This is a genomic window from Streptomyces sp. NPDC004539 (assembly GCF_040610055.1).
Lineage (GTDB): Bacteria > Actinomycetota > Actinomycetes > Streptomycetales > Streptomycetaceae > Streptomyces.
The window spans coordinates 15,405-37,616 of sequence record NZ_JBEXLS010000013.1 but is presented as its reverse complement, the minus strand read 5'-3'; the positions used below and the strand labels follow the sequence as shown (position 1 = coordinate 37,616).

17 protein-coding genes and 1 pseudogene are annotated in these 22,212 nt (G+C 71.3%); 11 read left to right on the top strand and 7 right to left on the bottom strand.

Annotation, left to right across the window (positions count from 1 at the left end; translation table 11 throughout):
* Positions 1–180: 180 nt before the first annotated feature.
* Positions 181–1,338 carry an acyl-CoA dehydrogenase family protein gene (locus ABZX85_RS25870; protein WP_355873037.1) on the top strand — a complete coding sequence of 386 codons (1,158 nt, stop codon included), beginning with the start codon at positions 181–183 and terminating at the stop codon, positions 1,336–1,338.
* 47 nt (positions 1,339–1,385) lie between these two features.
* Complete coding sequence (locus tag ABZX85_RS25865; protein WP_355873034.1) at positions 1,386–2,258, top strand: acyl-CoA thioesterase II; 873 nt, start codon at positions 1,386–1,388, stop codon at positions 2,256–2,258.
* 46 nt (positions 2,259–2,304) lie between these two features.
* Here ABZX85_RS25865 and ABZX85_RS25860 read toward each other — a convergent pair whose 3' ends face one another.
* The gene (locus tag ABZX85_RS25860; RefSeq protein ID WP_355873032.1) at positions 2,305–3,093 is read right to left on the bottom strand and encodes a phosphatase; all 789 of its coding nucleotides are present in this window, start codon (positions 3,091–3,093) and stop codon (positions 2,305–2,307) included.
* Positions 3,094–3,166: 73 nt separating this feature from the next.
* Positions 3,167–4,921: a helix-turn-helix domain-containing protein gene (locus tag ABZX85_RS25855; RefSeq protein ID WP_355873029.1), complete on the bottom strand. Its 1,755-nt coding sequence runs from the start codon at positions 4,919–4,921 to the stop codon at positions 3,167–3,169.
* A gap of 140 nt (positions 4,922–5,061) precedes the next feature.
* Here ABZX85_RS25855 and ABZX85_RS25850 point away from each other — a divergent pair, with 140 nt between their 5' ends.
* From ABZX85_RS25850 to ABZX85_RS25835, 4 genes are all read left to right on the top strand, one after another.
* A complete protein-coding gene (locus ABZX85_RS25850) occupies positions 5,062–6,531 on the top strand; it encodes a sodium:solute symporter (RefSeq protein WP_355873027.1) in 1,470 nt (489 codons plus the stop codon).
* A gap of 49 nt (positions 6,532–6,580) precedes the next feature.
* Positions 6,581–7,552, top strand: coding sequence for an agmatinase (gene speB, locus ABZX85_RS25845; RefSeq protein WP_355873024.1), 972 nt, complete (start codon positions 6,581–6,583; stop codon positions 7,550–7,552).
* On the top strand, positions 7,549–9,231 hold the full coding sequence (locus tag ABZX85_RS25840) for a thiamine pyrophosphate-binding protein (protein WP_355873021.1): 1,683 nt from the start codon (positions 7,549–7,551) through the stop codon (positions 9,229–9,231). The genes speB and ABZX85_RS25840 overlap by 4 nt, the downstream gene beginning before the upstream one ends.
* A gap of 159 nt (positions 9,232–9,390) precedes the next feature.
* Positions 9,391–10,455, top strand: a complete 1,065-nt coding sequence (locus ABZX85_RS25835) for a methyltransferase (protein ID WP_355873019.1) — start codon at positions 9,391–9,393, stop codon at positions 10,453–10,455.
* A 42-nt stretch (positions 10,456–10,497) separates the two neighbouring features.
* On the opposite strand, the pseudogene ABZX85_RS25830 reads toward ABZX85_RS25835, so the two are convergent.
* Together ABZX85_RS25830 and ABZX85_RS25825 are read right to left on the bottom strand one after the other, a co-directional pair.
* A pseudogene (locus ABZX85_RS25830) lies at positions 10,498–10,692 on the bottom strand (VOC family protein); the annotation flags it as partial.
* A gap of 1 nt (position 10,693) precedes the next feature.
* Positions 10,694–11,302, bottom strand: coding sequence for a hypothetical protein (locus ABZX85_RS25825; protein WP_355873017.1), 609 nt, complete (start codon positions 11,300–11,302; stop codon positions 10,694–10,696).
* 153 nt (positions 11,303–11,455) lie between these two features.
* On the opposite strand from ABZX85_RS25825, the gene ABZX85_RS25820 reads away from it, so the two are divergent.
* On the top strand, positions 11,456–11,656 hold the full coding sequence (locus ABZX85_RS25820; protein ID WP_355873015.1) for a hypothetical protein: 201 nt from the start codon (positions 11,456–11,458) through the stop codon (positions 11,654–11,656).
* A gap of 70 nt (positions 11,657–11,726) precedes the next feature.
* Here the strand turns inward: ABZX85_RS25820 and ABZX85_RS25815 are convergent, their stop codons facing one another.
* Together ABZX85_RS25815 and ABZX85_RS25810 are read right to left on the bottom strand one after the other, a co-directional pair.
* Complete coding sequence (locus ABZX85_RS25815; protein WP_355873013.1) at positions 11,727–12,533, bottom strand: endonuclease; 807 nt, start codon at positions 12,531–12,533, stop codon at positions 11,727–11,729.
* A 205-nt stretch (positions 12,534–12,738) separates the two neighbouring features.
* Positions 12,739–15,201, bottom strand: a complete 2,463-nt coding sequence (locus ABZX85_RS25810) for a glycosyltransferase family 39 protein (protein WP_355873010.1) — start codon at positions 15,199–15,201, stop codon at positions 12,739–12,741.
* A 157-nt stretch (positions 15,202–15,358) separates the two neighbouring features.
* Here ABZX85_RS25810 and ABZX85_RS25805 point away from each other — a divergent pair, with 157 nt between their 5' ends.
* The 4 genes from ABZX85_RS25805 to ABZX85_RS25790 all read left to right on the top strand — a co-directional run bounded on the left by ABZX85_RS25805 (position 15,359) and on the right by ABZX85_RS25790 (position 21,704).
* A complete protein-coding gene (locus ABZX85_RS25805) occupies positions 15,359–16,204 on the top strand; it encodes a serine hydrolase (RefSeq protein ID WP_355873007.1) in 846 nt (281 codons plus the stop codon).
* 61 nt (positions 16,205–16,265) lie between these two features.
* A complete protein-coding gene (locus ABZX85_RS25800; RefSeq protein ID WP_355873005.1) occupies positions 16,266–17,294 on the top strand; it encodes an esterase-like activity of phytase family protein in 1,029 nt (342 codons plus the stop codon).
* A 113-nt stretch (positions 17,295–17,407) separates the two neighbouring features.
* Positions 17,408–21,118: an ABC transporter ATP-binding protein gene (locus ABZX85_RS25795; protein WP_355873002.1), complete on the top strand. Its 3,711-nt coding sequence runs from the start codon at positions 17,408–17,410 to the stop codon at positions 21,116–21,118.
* A gap of 166 nt (positions 21,119–21,284) precedes the next feature.
* Entirely contained in the window at positions 21,285–21,704 is a 420-nt protein-coding gene (locus ABZX85_RS25790; protein WP_355873000.1) for a hypothetical protein, read from the top strand.
* A gap of 37 nt (positions 21,705–21,741) precedes the next feature.
* Here the strand turns inward: ABZX85_RS25790 and ABZX85_RS25785 are convergent, their stop codons facing one another.
* Complete coding sequence (locus ABZX85_RS25785) at positions 21,742–22,164, bottom strand: DNA-binding protein (RefSeq protein WP_355872997.1); 423 nt, start codon at positions 22,162–22,164, stop codon at positions 21,742–21,744.
* Positions 22,165–22,212: the final 48 nt, after the last annotated feature.

The following is a 22,212-nucleotide window of genomic DNA, read 5'->3' as shown; positions in this document are numbered from 1 at the left end:
TCGGGGTGGGGTGTGTCGTACGCGTCGTCCACGCACGCGTGGAGCGCGTTTTCCGGCGGATGATGCACGCGCGTGCGTGCCTGTTCCCCCGGAGTGACCTGTATCTCTGGACGCTGCTCGCTACCCACCGGTATCTTGGGGTATGAGCAAGCGCTTAGACATGTAGTGGGAGGTGGCGGCGTGCGCCGTACGGTGTTCAACGAGGATCACGAGGCGTTCCGGGAGACCCTTCGGGCGTTCATCGAGGCCGAGGTCGTACCCGTGTACGACGAGTGGTTCGCCGCGGGGCAGGCGCCGCGCGAGTTCTACTACAAGCTCGCCGAGCTGGGCGTCTTCGGCATCCAGGTCGCCGAGGAGTACGGCGGCGCCGGCATCGACTCGTACAAGTTCGAGGCCGTCATCTACGAGGAGACCGCCCGCGCGGGCGTCACCTTCGGCGGCTCCGGCGTCCACACGCTGCTCGGCCTCCCGTACGTCAAGCTGCTCGCCACCGACGAGCAGAAGAAGCGCTACCTCCCGAAGTTCGTCTCCGGCGAGGAGATGTGGGCCATCGCGATGACCGAGCCGGGCACCGGCTCCGACCTCGCGGGCATGAAGACCACCGCCAAGCTCTCCGAGGACGGCACGCACTACGTCCTCAACGGCGCCAAGACCTTCATCACCGGCGGCGTCCACGCCGACCGCATGATCGTCTGCGCCCGCACCTCCGCGCCGACCGCCGAGGACCGCCGCCACGGCATCTCTCTCTTCGTCGTCGACACGAAGGCCGAGGGCTACTCCGTCGGCCGCAAGCTCGACAAGCTCGGCCTGAAGACCTCCGACACCGCCGAGCTGGCGTTCGTCGACGTCAAGATCCCCGTCGAGGACCTGCTGGGCGAGGAGAACAAGGGCTTCTCCTACCTCGGCCACAACCTCGCCTCCGAGCGCTGGGGCATCGCCTACGGCGCGTACGCGCAGGCCAAGGCCGCGATCCGGTTCGCCACGCAGTACGTCAAGGACCGCGTCGTCTTCGGCCAGCCGGTCGCCGCCTTCCAGAACACCAAGTTCGAGCTGGCCGCCTGCCAGGCCGAGGTGGACGCCGCCGAAGCCGTCGTCGACCGCGCCACCGAGGCGCTCGACGCGGGCGAGCTGACCCCCGCCGAGGCCGCCTCCGCGAAGCTCTTCACCACCGAGGTCGCGCACCGCGTCATCGACCGCTGCCTCCAGCTGCACGGTGGCTACGGCTTCATGAACGAGTACCCGATCGCCCGCCTGTACGCGGACAACCGCGTCAACCGCATCTACGGCGGCACCAGCGAGATCATGAAGACGATCATCGCCAAGAACATGGGCCTGTAGGAATCCGGCAAGGCCCCCGTAACGATCAGTCAGTAGAAATAGGGGCCATGACCGAGGCACTTCAGGATCTCCTCGATCTGCTCGACCTCGAACAGATCGAGGAGAACATCTTCCGCGGCCAGTCCCGCTCCGCCGTCGTCCCCCGGGTCTTCGGCGGGCAGGTCGCCGCGCAGGCGCTGGTCGCCGCCGGGCGCACGGTCCCGCCGGACCGGCTCGCGCACTCCTTGCACGCCTACTTCCTGCGCCCCGGCGACCCCGGCGCGCCGATCGTCTACACGGTCGAGCGGCTGCGCGACGGCCGTTCCTTCACCACGCGCCGCGCGGTCGCCGTCCAGCACGGTCGGCCGATCTTCGCGCTCTCCGCGTCCTTCCAGCTGTACGAGGACGGGCTCGACCACCAGACCCCGATGCCGCCCGCGCCCGACCCGGAGACCCTGCCGACCAGCCATGAACGGCTGCGCGGGTACGGGCATCTCGCCCCCGAGGTCGTCGAGCGCTTCCTCGAATCCCGCGAGGCGATCGACCTGCGGTACGTCGAGGAGCCGCCCTACGGTCAGTTCGGTGAGCCGCGGGAGCCGCACTCCCAGGTGTGGTTCCGCACGAACGGCAAGCTGGCCGACGATCCGCTGCTCCACGTAGTACTCGCGACCTACGTCTCCGACATGACCCTCCTCGACTCCGTCCTGCTCGCCCACGGGCGTGGGGGATGGGCCGTAGGGGATGTCGTCGGGGCCTCCCTCGACCACGCGATGTGGTTCCACCGGCCCTTCCGCGCCGACGAATGGCTCCTGTACGACCAGGAGTCGCCGTCGGCGCACGGGGGGAGGGGGCTCGGGCAGGCGCGGATCTATACGCGGGAGGGGCAGCTCGCGATCTCGGTGATCCAGGAGGGTGTGGTCAGGGTCCCTCGGGAGGGGTAGGGGCCGGTGTGGGGCGCCTCGCCGCAGGTACTACGGGTACTACGGGTCATCTCAGCCCCGCCTCCGCCAGCAGGTACGTCACCATCGGGTCGTAGTACCGGGGGCTGACTACGTGGTCGTCCAGCGGGACCGCGACCTGGAGCGTGCCCTCCGACTCCGCGAGGAACAGGGCGGGGTCGTTGCAGTCGGCGTACCCGACGGAGTCGATGCCGTGCTGACCGGCGTACCCGGCCCAGCCGTGGTCGGCGACGACGAGGTCGGGCAGGTCGCGGGCGGTGCGTTCGAGGGCGGTGAGGATCTGCCGCATCGGCTCGCCGGAGTGCGTGTGCCAGAGGGTCGCGCCGTGTTCGAGGACCGCGACGTCCGCGAACTGCATGACGTACCCCTCCTCCGTCTGGAGGCCGTCCGGGATCACCACGATGTCGCAGCCCGCCGCGCGCAGCGCCCCCGCGACCGTACGGTGCACGTCCAGCAGCCCGCCCGGGTGCCCCGTCGCGAACAGCACCCGCTGATGTCCGTCCGCCGCCTTCCGCAGCCGCGCCGCCATCCGGTCCAGCGCGTCGACCGTCAGCTCCGGGTCGATCGTGTCCTGCCCGTACCGGTACTCCGGATCGTCGTTCACCCCGACCCGCTCCGCCATCACGGCCAGCACGTCCTGCTCGTCCGCCCACCGGTCGCCCAGCTCCAGCCCGAGCCAGAAGTTCCGCACCCCGTTGGCGAGTTGACGGTAGTGAGAGAGGTTGTTCTCGCGCGGCGTGGCCACCTGGCCCGCGATGCGGGTCTTCACCAGGTGGTCGACGAGCTCGGTGCGGGTGGGAATCCGGGGTATCGGCATGCCCCCATTCTGGTCCAGCGGCCTGTGCGCGTCTGCGCAGTTCCAGCCGCTGGGACGTGGGTCACGTCGACGATCACCCCTCGCCACCCGCGCGTTCCCTGAGCGCGAACCACAACTCCATCCGTACGTCCGGATCGTCCAGGTCCGTACCCAGCAACCCCGCGCAGCGCGCGATCCGTTGGCGCACGGTGTTGCGGTGCACGCCGAGCGCGACCGCCGTCCGGTCCCAACTCCCGTGCAGCGAGAGCCAACTGCGCAGTGTCTCGGTGAGCGCGGGGCTGCCCGCGACCGGCGCGAGCAGCGTCCGAGCGTGCGCCTCGGCGTCCTGCGGGGCGATCAGCGCGGTGAGGCTCGTGCGGGCCGTGTGCCGGACCACGGGGACACGGGTCGCCAGCGCCCGCGCGAGCGCCCGCGCCGCCTGCGCGTCGGCGGCGGGCCAGTCGACGGGTTCCACGGGGGCGCTCGCCCCGAGTGTCCATCCCGGCTGAGGCGGCGGGGCGGGGTACGGGTCCTCCCCGGCCGGCAGGAGGAGGCGTACGACGTCGGCGCCCGCGTCGACGAGCGGGGTGCCGAGGGCTGCGGCCAGGGTGGAGGGGGTGTGGGTCTCCCGGGGGACGGGGCTGGTCCGGCGGGCGTGGACGACGATCCAGTGGGCGGGGGTGGAGAGGGGGGTGGTGGGAGCGGGGTCGGGAGTGTGGCCGGGGTCGGGAGCGGGGGCGGTGCCGGGGGCGGGGCTCGGAGTGGTGCCGGGGGTGAGGAGCGGGGCCACCTCTTCGGGGCGGGCGCCCAGGAGGAGGCGGACGAGGGAGGTCGTACGGGTCGTCTCGGGGGTGCTCTGGCGTTCGTCGGTGAGGAGGGTGAGGAGGACGGCGGCCACCGAGGTGATGGTGTGGTCGGCGGGGGTGCGGTGGGGGGAGGCCACGGCCAGGGCGTGGGGGCGGCGGGGGGTGGGGCCGCCCGTAGTACCCGTAGTACCTGCGGCGCGCCCGCCGGTCAGGGCCGTGGGCCCCGTAGGCCCTGTAGTCCCCGTCCCTGTGGACCCCGTAGTACCCAAGGCGTACGCCGCCAGGTGCAACCCGGTCGCCGGGTCCGTGTCGGTGGCCGTCGTCGAGGCACGGGTCGTGACGAGGTGGGCCAGCGCGGCGAGCACGTCGTCCACGTCGCTCCCGGGCGTCCCGGAACCTCCAGGAGCCCCGGACGTCCCGGAACCCCCGCCCGCCGTCCCCGCCGCCGCGACCTCCCTCCCGTCCGGCCCGAACAGCACCGCCCGTCCCCCCGTCCGCTGGGCGAGCTGCCGCAGCACCGCCGGGACCGGGTCGGGACGGGAGGCCGCCGCCGCGAGGCTCTGCTGGGCCTCCGTCACCCGGCGCAGCTCCGAGGTGCGGGCCCGCTCCATCAGCTGCCACACCGCGCGGGCGACCGCCGCGAACGTCGTCGCCTCCGGGACCTCGATCAGGGGCAACCCGTACGACTCACAGGCGGCGACCAGGGCCCGGGGGACCGTGTCGTGGACGGGGGCGACCCCGAACCCGAGAGCCACGCCGCCCGCCTCGATCACCCGGGAGACGTAGTCGTCGAAGTAGGTCCCCGACCCGCTCGCCTCCGGGATGTGCACGCCGGCCGTCAGGAGCAGCTCGCCCCCCAGGAGGTACGGGTACGGGTCGGCCATCTCGGAGGTGAGGGCGCCGTACAGGACCGTCGCCGGGTCGGCGGGGCCCGCGATCTGGCGCAGGGCGAGATCCTCGCGGGCCAGGAGGGCGGCGAGGGGGACGGGCGGGGTGGGCGGGACCGCCGGGGGCGGGGAAGCGGCCGACGGTTCGCCATGCATGTGCGTTTCCTCCATCCTGTACCGCGACGGTGTGGGAAACGTACACTTCGCAGTCGCTTTCCGGCCACCTAATGTCGGAGTCCGTCACCCGCACGGCGACAACGAGCGCCCCAGGGCGCGCAGCCTGAGTGAGGGATTCCATGGCCGTCGACTACACCGTGATCGCCGTCTACCTGGCCGGGATGCTGGCCATGGGCTGGTGGGGCATGCGCCGCGCCCGCTCCAAGAGCGAGTTCCTCGTCGCGGGGCGCCGGCTCGGCCCCGTGATGTACTCCGGGACCATGGCGGCGATCGTCCTCGGCGGCGCGTCCACCATCGGCGGGGTAGGTCTCGGGTATCAGTACGGCCTCTCCGGCGCCTGGATGGTCTTCACCATCGGCCTCGGCCTGCTCGCCCTCAGCGTCTTCTTCTCCGCCCGCATCGCCCGCCTCAAGGTGTACACCGTCTCCGAGATGCTCGACCTGAGGTACGGGGGCGGCCGGGCCGGGATCGTCTCGGGGGTGGTGATGTGGGCCTACACCCTGATGCTGGCGGTGACCTCGACCATCGCGTACGCCACCATCTTCGACGTCCTCTTCGACATGAACCGCACCCTCGCGATCGTCCTCGGCGGCTCGATCGTCGTCGCCTACTCCACCCTCGGCGGGATGTGGTCGATCACCCTGACGGACATGGTGCAGTTCGTCGTCAAGACCATCGGCGTGCTGCTCCTGCTGCTGCCGATCGCCGTCGTCAAGGCGGGCGGATTCGCCGCCATGCGCGACGAGTTGCCCACGTCGTACTTCGACCCGCTGGGCATCGGCGGCGAGACGATCTTCACGTACGTCCTCATCTACACCTTCGGCATGCTCATCGGCCAGGACATCTGGCAGCGGGTGTTCACCGCGAGGACCGACCGCACCGCCAAGTGGGGTGGCACCGTGGCGGGTTCGTACTGCCTCGCGTACGCCGTCGCGGGCGCGGTGATCGGTACGGCGGCCAAGGTCCTGTACCCGAACCTGGGTTCGGCGGACGACGCCTTCGCGACGATCGTCAAGGACGAACTCCCCGTCGGCGTACGCGGCCTGGTGCTGGCGGCGGCGCTCGCGGCGGTGATGTCGACGTCGTCCGGCGCGCTCATCGCCTGCGCGACGGTCGCGAACAACGACATCTGGGCGCGGCTGCGCGGCCGGGCCGCCGGCGCCGAGAGCGGTGACGAGGTCCGTGACAACCGGCTGTTCATCCTGGTCATGGGGGTCGCCGTGATCGGTACGGCGGTCGCGCTCAACAACGTGGTGGAGGCGCTGACGGTCGCCTACAACCTGCTCGTCGGCGGCCTCCTCGTCCCCATCCTCGGCGGACTGCTGTGGAAGCGGGGGACCGTGCACGGCGCGCTGGCCTCGGTCGTGGTCGGCGGCGGCTCGGTGATCGCGCTGATGGCGACGTACGGCATCCTCGCCAACGAGCCCGTGTACTACGGCCTGTTGGCCTCCCTCGCCGCCTACGTCCTGGTCTCGCTCGCGACCCCGCCGACCGACGAGGCCGTCCTCGCCGCCTGGCGTGAGCGACTGGCCGGGCACGCACCGGAACTGACGGACCACCAGCTCCGCACGGCGACGACCTCGTCGTAGGAGACATTCAAGGCGCGCCCAACAGGCGTGAGAAAGAAGGCACTTGACCATGGCTGAGCACGAGACGCCGCGCGGACCCGTCGACTCCTCACGGATTCCCCGCTACGCCGGACCCGCGACGTTCGCACGGCTGCCGAGGCTCGACGAGGTCGGCGGGAAGGCCGATGTCGCCGTCGTGGGCGTGCCGTTCGACTCCGGCGTCTCCTACCGGCCGGGGGCGCGGTTCGGCGGCAACGCGATCCGGGAGGCGTCCCGGCTGCTGCGGCCGTACAACCCGGCGCAGGACGCCTCGCCGTTCGCGCTCGCGCAGGTCGCCGACGGCGGCGACATCGCCGTCAACCCGTTCGACATCAACGAGGCCGTCGAGACGATCGAGGCAGCGGCCGACCAACTCCTGTACGGCGGCGCCCGGTTGATGACCCTCGGCGGCGACCACACCATCGCGCTGCCCCTCCTGCGGGCCGTCGCCAAGCAGCACGGCCCGGTCGCCCTGCTGCACTTCGACGCCCACCTCGACACCTGGGACACCTACTTCGGCGCCGAGTACACGCACGGCACCCCGTTCCGCCGCGCGGTCGAGGAGGGCATCCTCGACACCTCCGCGCTCTCCCACGTCGGCACCCGGGGGCCGCTCTACGGCAAGCAGGACCTCACCGACGACGAGAAGATGGGCTTCGGGATCGTCACCTCCGCCGACGTCATGCGGCGCGGCGTCGACGAGGTCGCCGACCAGCTCCGGCAGCGGGTCGGCAACCGGCCGCTGTACGTCTCGATCGACATCGACTGCCTCGACCCCGCGCACGCCCCGGGTACGGGTACCCCCGAGGCCGGCGGTATGACGTCCCGCGAGCTGCTGGAGATTCTGCGCGGGCTGTCCGGGTGCAACCTCGTTTCCGCCGATGTGGTAGAGGTTGCTCCGGCTTACGACCACGCCGAGATCACCTCCGTCGCCGCCTCCCACACGGCGTACGAGCTGGTCACCCTCATGTCCCGCCAGATTGCCGAGGCCCGCGCACAGTGACTCACGACCATGACCTCGTCCTCCGTCCCACGGCGGCCCAGACCGAGGCCGCGCTGAACCCTCCCGCCGGGCGGATCGGCGGGGACCTGGTTGTGGAAACGCTTTCCGGCCTCGGTGCGACGACCGTCTTCGGACTGCCCGGCCAGCACGCGCTGGGCATGTTCGACGCGCTGCGCCGCTCCGGTCTCAGGTATGTCGGTCTCAGGGTGGAGAACAACGCCGGGTTCGCGGCCGACGCCTACGGGCGGGTCACGGGCGAGGCGGCCCCGCTGCTGCTGTCGACCGGTCCGGGCGCGCTGACCTCGCTCGCCGCGCTCCAGGAGGCCGCCGCCGCCTCGGCGCCCGTGCTGGCGATCTGTAGCCAGGTCCCGCGCGCGGGCCTCGGCGGCGGCCGGCACGGCTACCTCCACGAACTCCCGGACCAGGCGGCCTCGTTCAGGGGCGTCGTGAAGTCCGTCCACACCGTCCGCAGCCAGTCCCAGATCCCCTCGGCGATCGCCGAGGCGTGGCGCTCGGCGCTCTCCGCGCCGCACGGACCGGTGTGGGTGGAGATCCCGCAGGACGTCCTGCTCGCCCCGGCCGCGCTCCCCGTCGTGACCGGCGTCGACGCGACCCCGGAGGAGCTGGCGCCCCGCCCCGAACTCACCGCCGTCGCCGCGGACCTGCTCTCCCGCGCCGAGCGCCCGGTGATCGTCGCCGGCGGCGGGGTCGTCCGCTCGGACGCCGCCGGGAAACTGCGCAGACTCGCCGAGCGGCTCTCCGCGCCGGTCGTCACGACGTACGGCGGCAAGGGGGCCTTCCCCTGGAACCACCCGCTGTCCCTCCAGTCGTGGATGGAGGACCGGCACACCACCGACCTCCTCGAGGACGCCGACGTACTGCTCGTCGTCGGCTCCGGACTCGGTGAACTCTCCTCCAACTACCACACGTTCGCGCCGCGAGGCCGGGTGATCCAGATCGAGGCGGACCTCGGCAAGCTGGAGTCCAACCATCCGGCGCTCGGCATCCACGCCGACGCGCGGCTCGCCGTGCAGGCGCTCCTCGAAACGGTCGACGACCGCGACGACCCCCAAGCGCCGGAGCGGGTACGGGAGTTGCTCGCCAAGGTGGGGGAGCGGCTGTCCGGTCAGCAACTTGGGCTGGAGCAGCAGGTGTTGGCGTCCGTCCGGCGCGCGCTGCCGAAGAAGGCCGCGTCGTTCTGGGACATGACGATCCTTGCCTACTGGGCATGGGCCGCCTTCGACGCGGGCGCGCCCAACCTGATGCACTCGGCCCAGGGCGCGGGCGGGCTCGGGTACGCGTTCCCGGCGGCCCTCGGCGCCGCCGCCGCCGATCCGACACGGCCCGTCCTCGCGGTGTCCGGGGACGGCGGCGCGCTCTACTCGATCGCCGAGCTGGCCACGGCCCGGCAGTACGGGTACGACGTGACCTGGCTCATCGTCGACGACGGCGGGTACGGCATCCTGCGGGAGTACATGACCGACGCGTTCGGCGAGGCCACCGGGACTGAGCTGGCCCGCCCCGACTTCGTCGCGCTGGCCGAGTCGTTCGGGGTGCCCGGGGTGCGGACCACGCCGGAGACGCTCGCCGAGGATCTCGCCAAGTCCCTTGCCGAGCCCGGGCCTTCGGTGGTGGTGCTGCCGGCGCTGCTGCGGATGTTCGCGCCGACGCACCTGTAGCCGACAGCTCCGTAGCCGGCGCACCTGTAGCCGACGCGTCCGTGGAGGGCGCCGTCGGCCGGACAGGTTGGCTCTTTCGGGCGTTCCGCTCCACTCACCCCATCTGTCACTCTGAGTGCTGAGAAAGTTACTTTCGGCTTTCGGTGCGAGGAGGACGGCATGCGGCAGGACGAAGCTGGTCGGGGGACCGGTACGGCAGGGGCCCCGGAAACGGAGAGCAACCGCTTGCGCCGTTCCGCCGCCTTCCTCATCGACGAGGCGCTCGGCTTTCTTCATCCCGCCGCCCTGCGCGCGGCGGCCGAGATCGGGGTCGCCGACCACCTCGCCGACGGCCCCCGCACCCCGGCCCAGCTCGCCGTCGCGACCGGCGTCGACGAGCGCGGGCTCTACCGCGTGCTGCGGCTGCTCGCGACCCGGGGCATCGTCGAGGAGGACGCGCGGGGCGAGTTCACCCTGACCGAGACGGGGCAGGCGCTCCGCAGCGACGTGCCGGGTTCCGCGCGCAGCGCCGTACAGATGATCACCGATCGGAGCATGTGGCAGCCCGCCGGGGAGCTGGCCGGCTGTCTCTCCGGTCAACTGCCCGCGTTCGACGTGATGTTCGGGATGCCGTTCTTCGACCACTTCGCGCGGGACGAGCGGACGGCGGCCGTCTTCCACGTCGGGATGGCCGCGATGTCCGACCCCGAGAACGCGGTCATCGCCGCCGCGTACGACTTCCCGGCCGCCGGGACGGTCGTCGACGTCGGCGGCGGTCACGGCGGGCTCCTCCAGGAGACGCTCCGTCAGAACCCGGGCCTGGAAGGGGTGTTGTACGACCGCGCCCACGTCCTCGCGGGCCACCGACTGGCCGACGACCCGGAGATCGCCGGGCGTTGGGCCCTGGAGGACGGCGACTTCTTCACCGCCGTGCCCGCCGGCGACGTCATCATGATGAAGCGCATCACCCACGACTGGTACGACGACGACTGCGTCACCCTCCTCACCCACTGCCGCCGCTCCCTGCGCCCCGGCGGGCGGGTCCTCGTCCTCGACGCCGTCGTCCCGCCCGGCAACGCGCCGCACCAGTCCAAGACCCTCGACATCATGATGATGGCCTCCCTCGGCGGCCGGGAGCGCACCGCGAGCGACTTCGCCGAACTCTTCGAGGCGGCCGGACTGAAGCTGGCGCGGGTGATCCCGACGGACTCGGTGCTTTCGGTGGTGGAGGCGGTGGCGGCGTGAACCCCGCCCTTGCGGCCGGAACTCCCCTGCTGTGGGCCTGACTTACCGTGCGCGCCGCCTGACCGGACACAGGGGATGTCCCGCCGGGTTCGCGTAGACGCGCCAACCGCGGTTCGGCGGGCCCGTGTCGAGGAGTTCGGCACCCAGGGCGAGGAGTTGCGGCCCGGGCTCGTCCAAGTCGGCCACGCCGAAGCCGAGATGGAACTGCTGGGGGCGGCGATCATCGGGTGAGCCTGGATCAGTCGAACCAGAAGAAGAGGGTGTCCGCCGTCGAGTGGGGCCGCCAGTCGTCCACCTCGAAGCGGAACGCCTCGGTGAAGCGGCGGACCGTGTCCTGGCAGTCGGGGTGGACCCGGTCCAGGACGGCGGTGTAGGCGGTCGCGGCCTCGGCGGCCCGGCGCATGGAGAGGGTGCCGATCCTCGGGTGGATGTCGCCGGTGTCGGGCAGGGGGAGGGGCGGGCCGGAGAAGAGGAACGTCTCGGGCAGCAGGGCGGCCGGGATGCCGTTGCGCGCCAGGTCGTTGGAGACCGTCTGGAACCAGGACATCCGGCGCCAGCTGCCCAGGTCGGTGGTGTACGAGAAACAGGACGTCACGACCTCGTGGAAGGCGTGCGTGTACGCCTGGCACATGTTCCGGGACGGGGCGCCGTCGATCAGCTCCTCCAGCGCCCGGATCACCGGCACCTCGAAGTCGACCCCCTGGCTCTGAAGTCTGATGTCCAGGGCCTTGCAGCGCTCCCGCACCCTGCCGAGATGCTCCTCCTGCTCCGGCGTCCGCTCCACCGCCGTCAGCAGCCGCACCACCTGCCGCATGTCCCCCGTGCTCATCTCCAGGGCATAGCTCACCGTCGTCCCATCCCCTCCCGCTCGACCGCTCCGCCCATGATCCGTTGCCCGGCGCCGGAAGGCCAACTCCCTTGCGGGAAAAGGGAGTCGGGGATTTTCCGAGGCGGCTGTGTAAGCTTGTGGATCATTGTGTCCGAGCTGTGGGGAGGGGCCTTGGAGGAGGCGCGCGGGATGGCGTCGGCGCTGCTGGCGCTCGCCGTCGCCCTGTCGGTGATGGCGGCACTGCTTGTGAGCGGCGTCGTATCGGGCGGGGCGTACTACGGGATGCTCATGGGTGGGGTGCTGGCTGCCTCGGGTGCGGTCGGCGCGCTGGTCGCCCTCGCCGCCCGCCGGGGGAGCGAGGGGCGCGGCTGACTCGGTGCCCCGCCGACGCCGAGGGCCCCCTCCCCGGCGGGAAGAGGGCCCTCGTTGCTGATACCGGTTTCTACCAGATCGCCTCGACCCACTCCGGGTGGTCGATGAACGGGTTCCGGTTGTGCTGGTACGTGTCGTAGATGACCTGGTTGCGGCGCTCCTCGAAGGCGCTCGGCGGGTCCAGCTCGTTCCACGCCTTCAGGACGGACAGCTTGCCGATGTACGGGTTGCTGCCGTTGTTGACCTTCTCGTTCGGCTCCAGGTCGGCGAAGCCGTCACCGCCGTCGTAGCGCACGGCCATGTAGAGGATCATGCGGGCGACGTCGCCCTTGTCCGCGTCACGCGGCTCGAAGGAGTCCGAGTCGACCTTGCTGCCGCCGCCGTTGGTGACGGAGCTGCCGCCGTTGTCGAAGTCCAGGTTCCCGCGCGTGCTGTTGACCTGGACGTCCGCCGGCCGCAGGTGGTGCAGGTCGGTGCCGGGGCCGGTCGCCTCGCCGAAGTCGCCGTGCGACTTGGCCCACACGTGCTCGCGGTTCCAGTCGCCGACGTCGCCGCCGTTGAGCGACTTGCTGCGCGAGACGCCGCTGTAGAGCAGGATCACGTTGCTGCTGTTGTTGGGGTCCTGATCGGTCGCCTTCAGCGCGTTCCACACCGCCGAGTACGAGATCTTCGTCTGGCTGCTGATGATCGTGTGCAGCGAGGACTTGAGGCTCGCGCCCGTCTTGCCGACCGCGTCCTTGTAGTACGTCGCGTCGTACGCGGTCGTCGTGGCGGCGGCCGGGGTCGCCGTCATGGCTGGTGCGGTGAGGCCCACCAGGACCGCGGTGGTCGTCAGAGCCACTGACTTCCAGCGGCGGCGTATGCGTGTCGCCAGCATAAGGAGTGTCCTGTCTACGCGTGTTGAGTGGGGGGCAACAGGGGGAGCGTGACATGCACATGAGGTCATGTAAATGAATCCGACGTGTCTGTTCGGTGTCAAGAAACGGCAAATCAGTGGTGATCTACGCGAGTTGACCTCGTGAACGCGTGAAGCGGCCCCCAACCCTGGTGGGTCGGGGGCCGCTTGACGTGCGGGGTGAGGGTCAGCTCACGTCCGAGGGGTCCAGCCGGTAGATCGTCGAGGTGTTCGACGTGGAGGTGGAGGACGACCCGGACGACTCAGCCGACTCGGCCGACTCGGAGCCGGACTCCGTGGCCGTCGAACCCGTCGACGTCGACGCGCTCTTGCTGTAGTCGCTCTCCTTCACCGCCGTCGCGTTCTTCTGCACCCACTCCGTGACCTCGGAGCTGACGTTCGAACCGCCGCCGGGGCCACCGCCCATGCCGCTGCCGCCGATCTGGATGTAGTGCAGCTCGCCCTTCTTGACCAGCTCCTTCAGCTTGGCGAGGGTCATCGCCTTGTCGCTGCCGGACCAGCCCCACATGGAGATCACCGGCTGCCCGCTGCTGAGGATCAGCTGGGCCGCGCTCTGCGAACTCGACACCGCGAGCAGCCACTTGGCGCCGTCCTGGTGCTTCTTCAGGTAGGTGATCAGCTCGCTGTTCGCGCCGCCCATCCCCATACCGCCACCGCCGCCCATGCCGCCACCGCCGGGGCCGCCGCCGGTCATGCCGCCCTCGGTGCCGGACTCGCCGCCGCCCTCGGTGCCGCCGGTGCCGCCGGGCGGCGTACCGCCCATCTCACCGAAACCGCCGGGGAGTTCACCGCTCTGGCCGCCGGGCGCCTGGCCGGACTGACCGGACTCGCCCTGACCGCCCGGGACTTGGCCGTTCTGCCCGGAGCCGTTCTGGCCGGACCCGTTCTGCCCCGTCCCGTCCTGGGCCCCGCCCGGCAGCTCGCCGTTCCCGCCGCCCGGCGTCATCTGACCGCCGCCCTGCTGACCGCCCTGCCCGGACTGCCCGTTCTGGCCGCCCTGACCACCCTGGCCGCCGGGGAACCCGCCCTGCCCGCCGCCCATGCCGCCCCCGCGGTTGCCCCCGCGGTTGCCCCCGCCGGGACCGCCGCCGAAGCCGCCGCTGCCGGTCGTCGGACCGGCCGTGGGGTTGGTGCCCCCCATACCTCCGCCGGACCCCGACGGCACCGACCACGCGTACGCCGCGGGCCCCGCCACCGAGGCGACGACCGCCGCCGCGACGGAGGCCGCCAGCAGCCGCACCCGGTTCCCGGACCGGAAGACGATCAGCCCCACGACGGCCGCCGCCATCAGCACACCGATCGCCGGCCACAGCCAGGTGTTCCAGCCGGACGCCCGCCGCAGCAGCACAACGGCCCAGATACCGGTTACCGCAAGCGCCACCGGCAGCACCCACGCCCACCGCTTGTCCGTCCGCATCGCCCGCAGCAGCATCGCGCCACCGCCGCCGCACAGCGCCGCGATCCCGGGCGCCATGGCGGTCGTGTAGTACGGGTGCATCGTGCCCTCGGCCATGCTGAAGGTGAGGAAGTGCAGGCCCAGCCAGCCGCCCCACATCAGGACCGCGGCCCGCGTCAGGTCGGTGCGCGGGGCGCGCCCGCACAGGATCACCGCGCCGATGAAAGCGATTGCGGCAAACGGCAGCAGCCAGGAGATCTGCCCGCCGAGGATGTCGTTGAACATCCGGCCGATCCCCGCGGTGCCGGAGAAGCCTCCGCCGCCCCCACCGCCCCCGCCTCCGCCGCCCATGTTGCCGTCGCCGCCGAAGACCCGGCCGAGGCCGTTGTAGCCCATGATCAGGTTCCAGGCGCTGCCGTCCGTCGAACCTCCGATGTAGGGGCGGTCCTCCGCGGGTACTACGGATACGGCCGCCGCCCACCAGAACGACGAGACCGCGAGGACGACACCCGCGAGAGCCAGGTTGACGATCCGCTTCACCAGCCGGGGCTTCGCCGCGTACAGGTAGACCGCGAACGCGGCCGGCAGCGCGATGTAGCCCTGGAGCATCTTGGTGTTGAAGGCGAGCCCGAAGCACGCGGCCGAACCGAGCAGCGGCAGCAGCCTGCCGTTGTGGACGGCCCGCAGCGCGAGGGCCGCGCCGCCCGCCATCAGGAACACCAGCAGCGTGTCGGGGTTGTTGTCGCGGTTGATGGCGACGGTGATCGGGGTCAGCGCGAGGACCAGCGCGGCGACGGCCGCCGCGCCGTGCCCCCACACCCGCTTCACGGACGAGTGCAGAATCCAGATCGTGCCGAGCGCGACCAGGACCATCGGCAGCATCATCTGCCAGGTGCCGAAGCCGAAGACGCGGCAGGACAGGCCCATCACCATCAGTGCGAACGGCGGCTTGTCGACGGTCAGGAAGTTCCCGGCGTCCAGCGAGCCGAAGAACCACGCCTTCCAGCTCTCGGTGCCGCTCAGCACGGCCGCGCTGTAGAAGCTGTTGAGGCTCGACCCGGAGAGGTTCCAGGAGTAGAGGACCGCCGCCAGGACCAGGATCGCGAGCAGCGCGGGCAGCGACCAGCGCGGCGCCTTCTCCGGGGTGCCGGGCGCTGCGGGCTCGGGCGGCGGCCGGTCCGGGGAGACGGTCGACTCGGTCGTGTGGGGGTGGGGATCGGTGGCAGATGTCACCCGAGCATGGTGCGAAGCCCGCGTTGGCGGCGGCTGTGCCGAAGCTGGCCGTCACCTGTGAAACCGCACAGGGCGCGGTAACGCGTTGTGCAACCTTTGCCCAACCGTGTCGGTGGACCGTACAACCCTTACCTCGAACGTATGAGTCAACTCTGGTATGACTCTGTCGACTTCGAGACGTGCTAGAGCGGCCCTGGTCGCCGCCCTCGGCACCGGACTGCTCATAACCGCCGCCGCCCCGGCCTCGGCAGCCGCGCCCGCCGTGAGCTGTACGTCGTCCAAGGCGGCCCTCGCCGCCAAACTCAAGAAGGACATCACCGCCGCGCTCGCCTCCCGCAAGGGCACGGTCGCCGTCGGCCTCTACGACCGCACGACCAACACCAACTGCACCCTGCGCGCCTCCTCGGCCTACGACTCGGCGAGCGTCGTCAAGGTAACCGTTCTCTCCACCCTTCTCTGGGACGCGCAGAAGACGAAGCGCTCCCTCACCGCCCGCGAGAAGACCCTCGCGACCGCCATGATCACCAAGTCGGACAACGCCTCCACCAGCACCCTGTGGAAGCAACTCGGCGTCACCAAGGTGAAGAACTTCCTCACGGCCGCCGCGATGACCCAGACGAAGCCGGGCGCGAACGGCTACTGGGGGCTCACCCAGATCACGGTCACCGACGAGCAGAAGCTCCTGAAGCTGCTGCACGCGAAGAACACCGTCCTCACCGACGCCTCCCGCTCCTACGTCAACGGCCTGATGAGCAAGGTGATTTCGTCCCAGCGCTGGGGAACTCCCTACGGCGCCCCGGCCGGTGTCGCCGTCCGCGTCAAGAACGGCTGGCTCCAGCGGGCGACCAACGGCTGGCGCGTGCACAGCGTCGGCACCTTCACCGGCGGCGGGCACGACTACACGATCACCGTGCTCACCCACGGCAACAGCACCATGAACTACGGGATCACGACCATCCAGGGCGTCGCCAAGGTGATCCACGCGGACCTCAAGGCGTCCTGAAACCGGCGCTCTTGGCATGGTGTTCCCCCGGACGACACCCACTCGTCCTACGGTGCCGTCCATGCGCCTGAGAACCGTACTCGCGACCTTCACCGCCGGCCTGGCGGCGGCCACCACACTGACCGCCGCGGGCCCGGCCGTCGCCGTCGACTCGGCGGGCGGCAACGCCTGTTCGCCCACCGTGGCCATCGACGGCTTCTCCGACTCCCTCGACAAGACGTCGTACGAGGGGAACTTCACCGGCAACTTCTCCGCGCTCGCCCTCGATCCGGACGGCACCCTCGCGGCCCTCTCCGACCGGTCGGCCCTCTTCTCCCTCGACCGGCGAACTCTCCAGCCCCGCAAGGTCGTTCAGCTCGCCGACGAGAAGGGCGCGGCACTCGACTCCGAAGGGCTCGTCATCGACCGGGACGGCACCCGGCTGATCACCTCCGAGACCGAGCCGTCGGTCCGCCGCTACGACCGCGCGGGCCACGTCCTCGACCGGCTCCCCGTGCCCGCCGCGCTCCAGGTCGCGCCCGCCGGGCGGGCCGTGTCCAACGGCACCTTCGAGGGGCTGACCTGGACGGACGGCGGCCGTGCGCTGCTGGCCTCCATGGAGTACGCGCTCAGCGGCGACACCGCCGGGACCGTCCGGTTCCAGACCTGGAGGCGGCACGGCCGGGGCTTCGTGCTCGGCGCGCAGTACGCCTACCGGACCGACGCCGGGCTCGGCGTCCCCGAGGTGCAGGCGCTGCCCGACGGACGGCTCCTCGTCCTGGAGCGGGGGTTCACCGCGGGCGTCGGCAACACCGTCCGCCTCTACCTCGCCGACCCGCGCCGCGCGACGGACACGAGCGGTGTGGAGTACCTCACCGGGCAGCCCGGGGTCAGGGTCGTCCGCAAGACGCTCCTCGCCGACCTCGCCGACTGCCCGAGCCTCGGCGCCACCGCGAAGCAGCCCCAGCCCAACCCGCTGCTCGACAACATCGAGGGCATGGCCGTCACCGGCCGGACCGGTGACCGGCTCCGGGTGACCCTGGTCAGCGACGACAACCAGAACGCCGTACAGACGACGCGGTTCTACTACCTGAGAGTGAGGACGCGCTGAAAGCGTGAGAGAAGCGGAGATCATCCCCGGAATTGTTGCGGAGGGATGAAATCCGCTTCTGCCTGTGTTGACTCCCTCCGGAGAGGTACGTCCGGACATCAGGAGGGCACCGCGTGGCAGCGCAACGGGGATGGGCACGACGGCTGGCGGGATACGCCTGGCGGTATCCGAAGGACACGCTCCTGGCCCTCGGCTCCTCCCTCGCGGGTATGGCGGTCATGGCGGTCGTCCCGCTGATCACGAAGGTGATCATCGACGACGTCATCGGCGACCACTCCCGCTCGATGGCCCCCTGGGCGGGCGCCCTGCTCGGGGCGGCTCTCGTGGTGTACGTCACGACGTACATCCGCAGGTACTACGGGGGCCGCCTCGCCCTCGACGTCCAGCACGACCTGCGTACCGAGATGTACGGGACGATCACCCGTCTCGACGGCCGCCGCCAGGACGAGCTGTCCACCGGCCAGGTCGTCGGGCGGGCCACCAGCGACCTCCAGCTCATCCAGGGCCTCCTCTTCATGCTGCCGATGACGATCGGCAACATCGCCCTGTTCGTGATCTCCCTCGCCGTCATGGCCTGGCTCTCCCTCCCGCTCACCCTCGTCGCCCTCGCCGTCGGCCCCGCGCTGATCTGGATCGCGAGCCGCAGCCGCCGCCGGCTCCACCCCGCGACCTGGTACGCGCAGGCCCAGGCCGCCGCCGTCGCCGGAGTCGTCGACGGCGCCGTCAGCGGCGTACGCGTCGTCAAGGGCTTCGGGCAGGAGGACCAGGAGACCGGGAAACTGCGCGAGGTCGGCCGCCGTCTGTTCGCGGGACGGCTGCGCACGATCCGGCTCAACTCCCGCTACACGCCCGCCCTCCAGGCCGTCCCCGCGCTCGGCCAGGTCGCGATGCTGGCCCTCGGCGGCTGGCTCGCCGTCCGCGGCCACATCACCCTCGGCACGTTCGTCGCGTTCTCCACCTACCTCGCCCAACTCGTCGGCCCCGTTAAGATGCTGGCCCTCGTCCTGACCGTCGGCCAGCAGGCCCGCGCGGGCACCGAACGCGTCCTCGAACTCATCGACACCGAGCCGACGATGCGCGAGGGCACCAAGGACCTGCCCGCCGACGCCCCGGCCACCGTCGAGTTCGACGACGTGACCTTCGGCTACGACGACGAACGCCCCGTCCTCGACGGCCTCAGCTTCGAGATCCGCCCCGGGGAGACCCTCGCGATCGTCGGCGCCTCCGGCTCCGGAAAATCCACGCTGTCGCTGTTGCTGCCGCGTTTCTACGACGTCACCCGCGGGGCGGTCCTGATCGGCGGCCACGACGTCCGCGAGCTGACGTACGACTCGCTGCGTACCGCCATAGGACTAGTACCCGAGGACTCCTTCCTCTTCTCGGACACCGTCCGCAGCAACATCGCCTACGGCCGCCCCGACGCCACCGACGCCGAGATCGAGGCCGCCGCCCGCGCCGCCCAGGCCGACCGCTTCATCGCCGACCTCCCTCTCGGGTACGACACGAAGGTCGGCGAACACGGCCTCACCCTCTCCGGCGGCCAGCGCCAGCGCGTCGCCCTCGCCCGCGCCATCCTCACCAACCCCCGGCTCCTGGTCCTCGACGACGCCACGTCGGCCGTCGACGCCCGCGTCGAGCACGAGATCCACGAGGCGCTCGCCCAGGTCATGACCGGCCGTACGACGCTGCTGATCGCCCACCGCCGCTCCACCCTGAACCTCGCCGACCGCATCGCGGTCCTGGACGCCGGACGCCTCGCCGACATCGGCACGCACGCCGAACTGGAACGCCGATCCCCGCTGTACCGGCGGCTGTTGACCGACCCCGACGGCCTCGGCGGCGTCAGCCCCGGCCACGCCCGGCCCGTCCAGGCCGCCGAGGACACGACCGTACGCGACGAACTGGACGCCGAGTTCGACGCCGAGCGCGGTCTCACGCCCCGGCTGTGGGCGGGGGAGCGGCGGACCGGCGACACGGCCCTCTCGGGCACCCCGTCGACCCCCGAACTCCTCGCCCAGGTCGAGGCGTTGCCCCCGGCGACCGACACCCCCGGCATCGACGAGGCGCGCGCCGTCACCCCCGAACAGTCCTACGGGCTACGGCGGTTGCTGCGCGGATTCCGGACACCGCTGCTGATCAGCCTCGGGCTCGTCGCCGTGGACGCGGGCGTCGGCCTGCTGCTGCCGGTCCTCATCCGGCACGGCATCGACAGCGGCGTCACCGAGGCGGCGCTCGGCGCGGTGTGGGTGGCGTCGCTCCTCGCACTCCTCGCGGTGCTCGTGCAGTGGGCCGCCCAGATCGGCGAGACCCGGATGACCGGGCGGACCGGCGAACGAGTCCTCTACACCCTGCGGCTGAAGATCTTCGCCCAGCTCCAGCGGCTCGGACTCGACTACTACGAACGGGAGTTGACCGGCCGGATCATGACCCGGATGACGACGGACGTGGACGCCCTGTCGACGTTCCTCCAGACCGGGCTCGTCACCGCGTTCGTCTCCGTCGTCACCTTCTTCGGGATCATGGTCGCCCTCGTCGTCATCGACGTGCAGCTCGCGCTGGTCGTCTTCGCGACCCTTCCCCCGTTGGTGGTAGCCACGTACTACTTCAGGCGGGCGAGCGTGCGCGCCTACGAGCTGGCCCGGGAGCGGATCTCCACCGTCAACGCCGACCTCCAGGAGTCGGTGGCCGGCCTCAGGATCGTCCAGGCGTTCCGGCGCGAGGACGACGGCGCCGCCCGGTTCGCGGCGGGCAGCACGTCGTACCGCGAGGCCCGGGTGCGCGGGCAGTGGCTGATCTCGGTCTACTTCCCGTTCGTGCAGCTCCTGTCGTCCGTCGCCGCCGTGGCCGTCCTGGTCGCGGGCGCGGGGCGGGTCGAGGCGGCGACGCTCACGACCGGCGCGCTCGTCGCCTACCTGCTGTACATCGACCTGTTCTTCGCGCCCGTCCAGCAGCTCTCCCAGGTTTTCGACGGCTACCAGCAGGCGTCCGTGTCGCTGGGCCGCATCCAGGAACTCCTCCAGGAACCGACCTCCACGAAGTCCGCCGACGAACCCCTCGACGTGCTCTCGCTGCGCGGCGACATCGCCTTCGAGGACGTCCACTTCGCCTACACCGACGACGAAGAGGCCCTCGGCGGCGTCACGTTGAGGATTCCGGCGGGACAGACCGTCGCGTTCGTCGGCGAGACCGGAGCCGGCAAGTCGACGCTCGTGAAGCTCGTCGCCCGGTTCTACGACCCGACGTCCGGACGGGTCCTGGCCGACGGCACCGACCTGCGCGACCTCGACCTCACGTCGTACCGCCACCGCCTCGGGGTGGTCCCCCAGGAGGCGTACCTCTTCCAGGGGACGGTCCGCGACGCCATCGCGTACGGCCGTCCCGAGGCGACCGACGCCGAGGTCGAGGCGGCGGCGCGGGCCGTCGGGGCGCACGAGATGATCGCCACGCTGGAGAACGGCTACCTCCACGAGGTCGCCGAGCGCGGACGCAACCTCTCCGCCGGGCAGCGCCAGCTCATCGCCCTGGCCCGCGCCGAGCTCGTCGACCCCGACGTCCTGCTCCTCGACGAGGCGACGGCGGCCCTCGACCTCGCGACGGAAGCGCAGGTCAACCAGGCCACCGAACGGCTCGCCGGGCGCCGTACCACCCTCGTCGTCGCCCACCGCCTCACCACCGCCGCCCGCGCCGACCGGGTCGTCGTCATGGCCGACGGGCGGGTCGCGGAGGACGGCACCCACGAGGAACTCCTCGCCCGCGACGGCCGGTACGCCGTGCTGTGGCGGACGTTCGTGGGGGAGCCGGTCGACGCGGTGTCCTCCTCATGACCGATGCCCGCGCGTAGTCCTCGGGAGGGATGCGTACGGGGGGACCAGAGGGTTGACTCTCAGGGGGTACGCGGGGGAGCCGTGTCCTCGTGACGGTCGTGCAACCGTGCGACACATGTCATGCGTCCGTACATCAGTACGGGCGGACGACTCACGGGTGGGGACCATGGAGAAACGCGCGATACGACGACGGCTGGCGCTCGTGACGGCCGTCCTCACGGCGTCCGGGGTGCTCGCCCTGGCGACGCCGGCGATCGCGGCGGCGGCGCCGGACAGAGCCGCCGGGAAACAGCCCGTCCCCACCGCCTGCTTCGGCCGCAAGGTCCGCACGCTCCCCTTCTCCACCGGCACGGTCGTCGTCTACAAGCGCCCCGGCTACGTCTGCGCGGTCACCCTCGCCAAACGCCCCGGCCCGAAGCAGAGCATCTCCGTCACCGTCCAGGCCCGGGGCAACGCCCCCGTACGGCGCGGCTGGTCCGACACCCGCACCTCCCCGGCCGTCACGGTCCACGCCGGACACCGGTGCGTGCGGGTGGAGGGACAGGTGGGGCGCGGGGAGGTCAAGTCGGGGTGGATCTTGTGCTGACGACCTGCCGGACCGGCGACTGACCCCGCCCGGACGCCTACTCGCCCTCGTCCCCCACCCGGCTCGCCAGCCGCTCGTACCGCTGCCGGGCTGCCTGCGGAGTCCCCAGGCCCAGCCCGAACGCGATCTCCTGCCAGGTCATCTCGCGCCCCCGGGCCATCTGGAGCAGCCCCGCCTCCAGTTCGTCCAACTCGGCCCGCACGAGCGGCAGAAGCGTCAACGCGGCGGTGATGTCCGCCCGGTCGACGGCCTCCTCCCCGTCCTCCTTCAGGGCCGCCCCGCTGAGCAGGAACGCCACCAGCCGCACCGCCTCGTGCGGCGCCAGGATTGCGGGGTTGGTCTGCCGGGCGCGCTGCGCGTCCGTGGCCGCGTGCCGTTCGGCTATCCGGAAGAGGGAGGGGTACACGCGCCGGGCGCGGGCCTGTTCGGGGTCGGGTGCGGTGAACGGGTCTGAAGTCATGCGCCCAGCATCGGATTTGAACGAAAACACGTCAACTCATTATGTTGA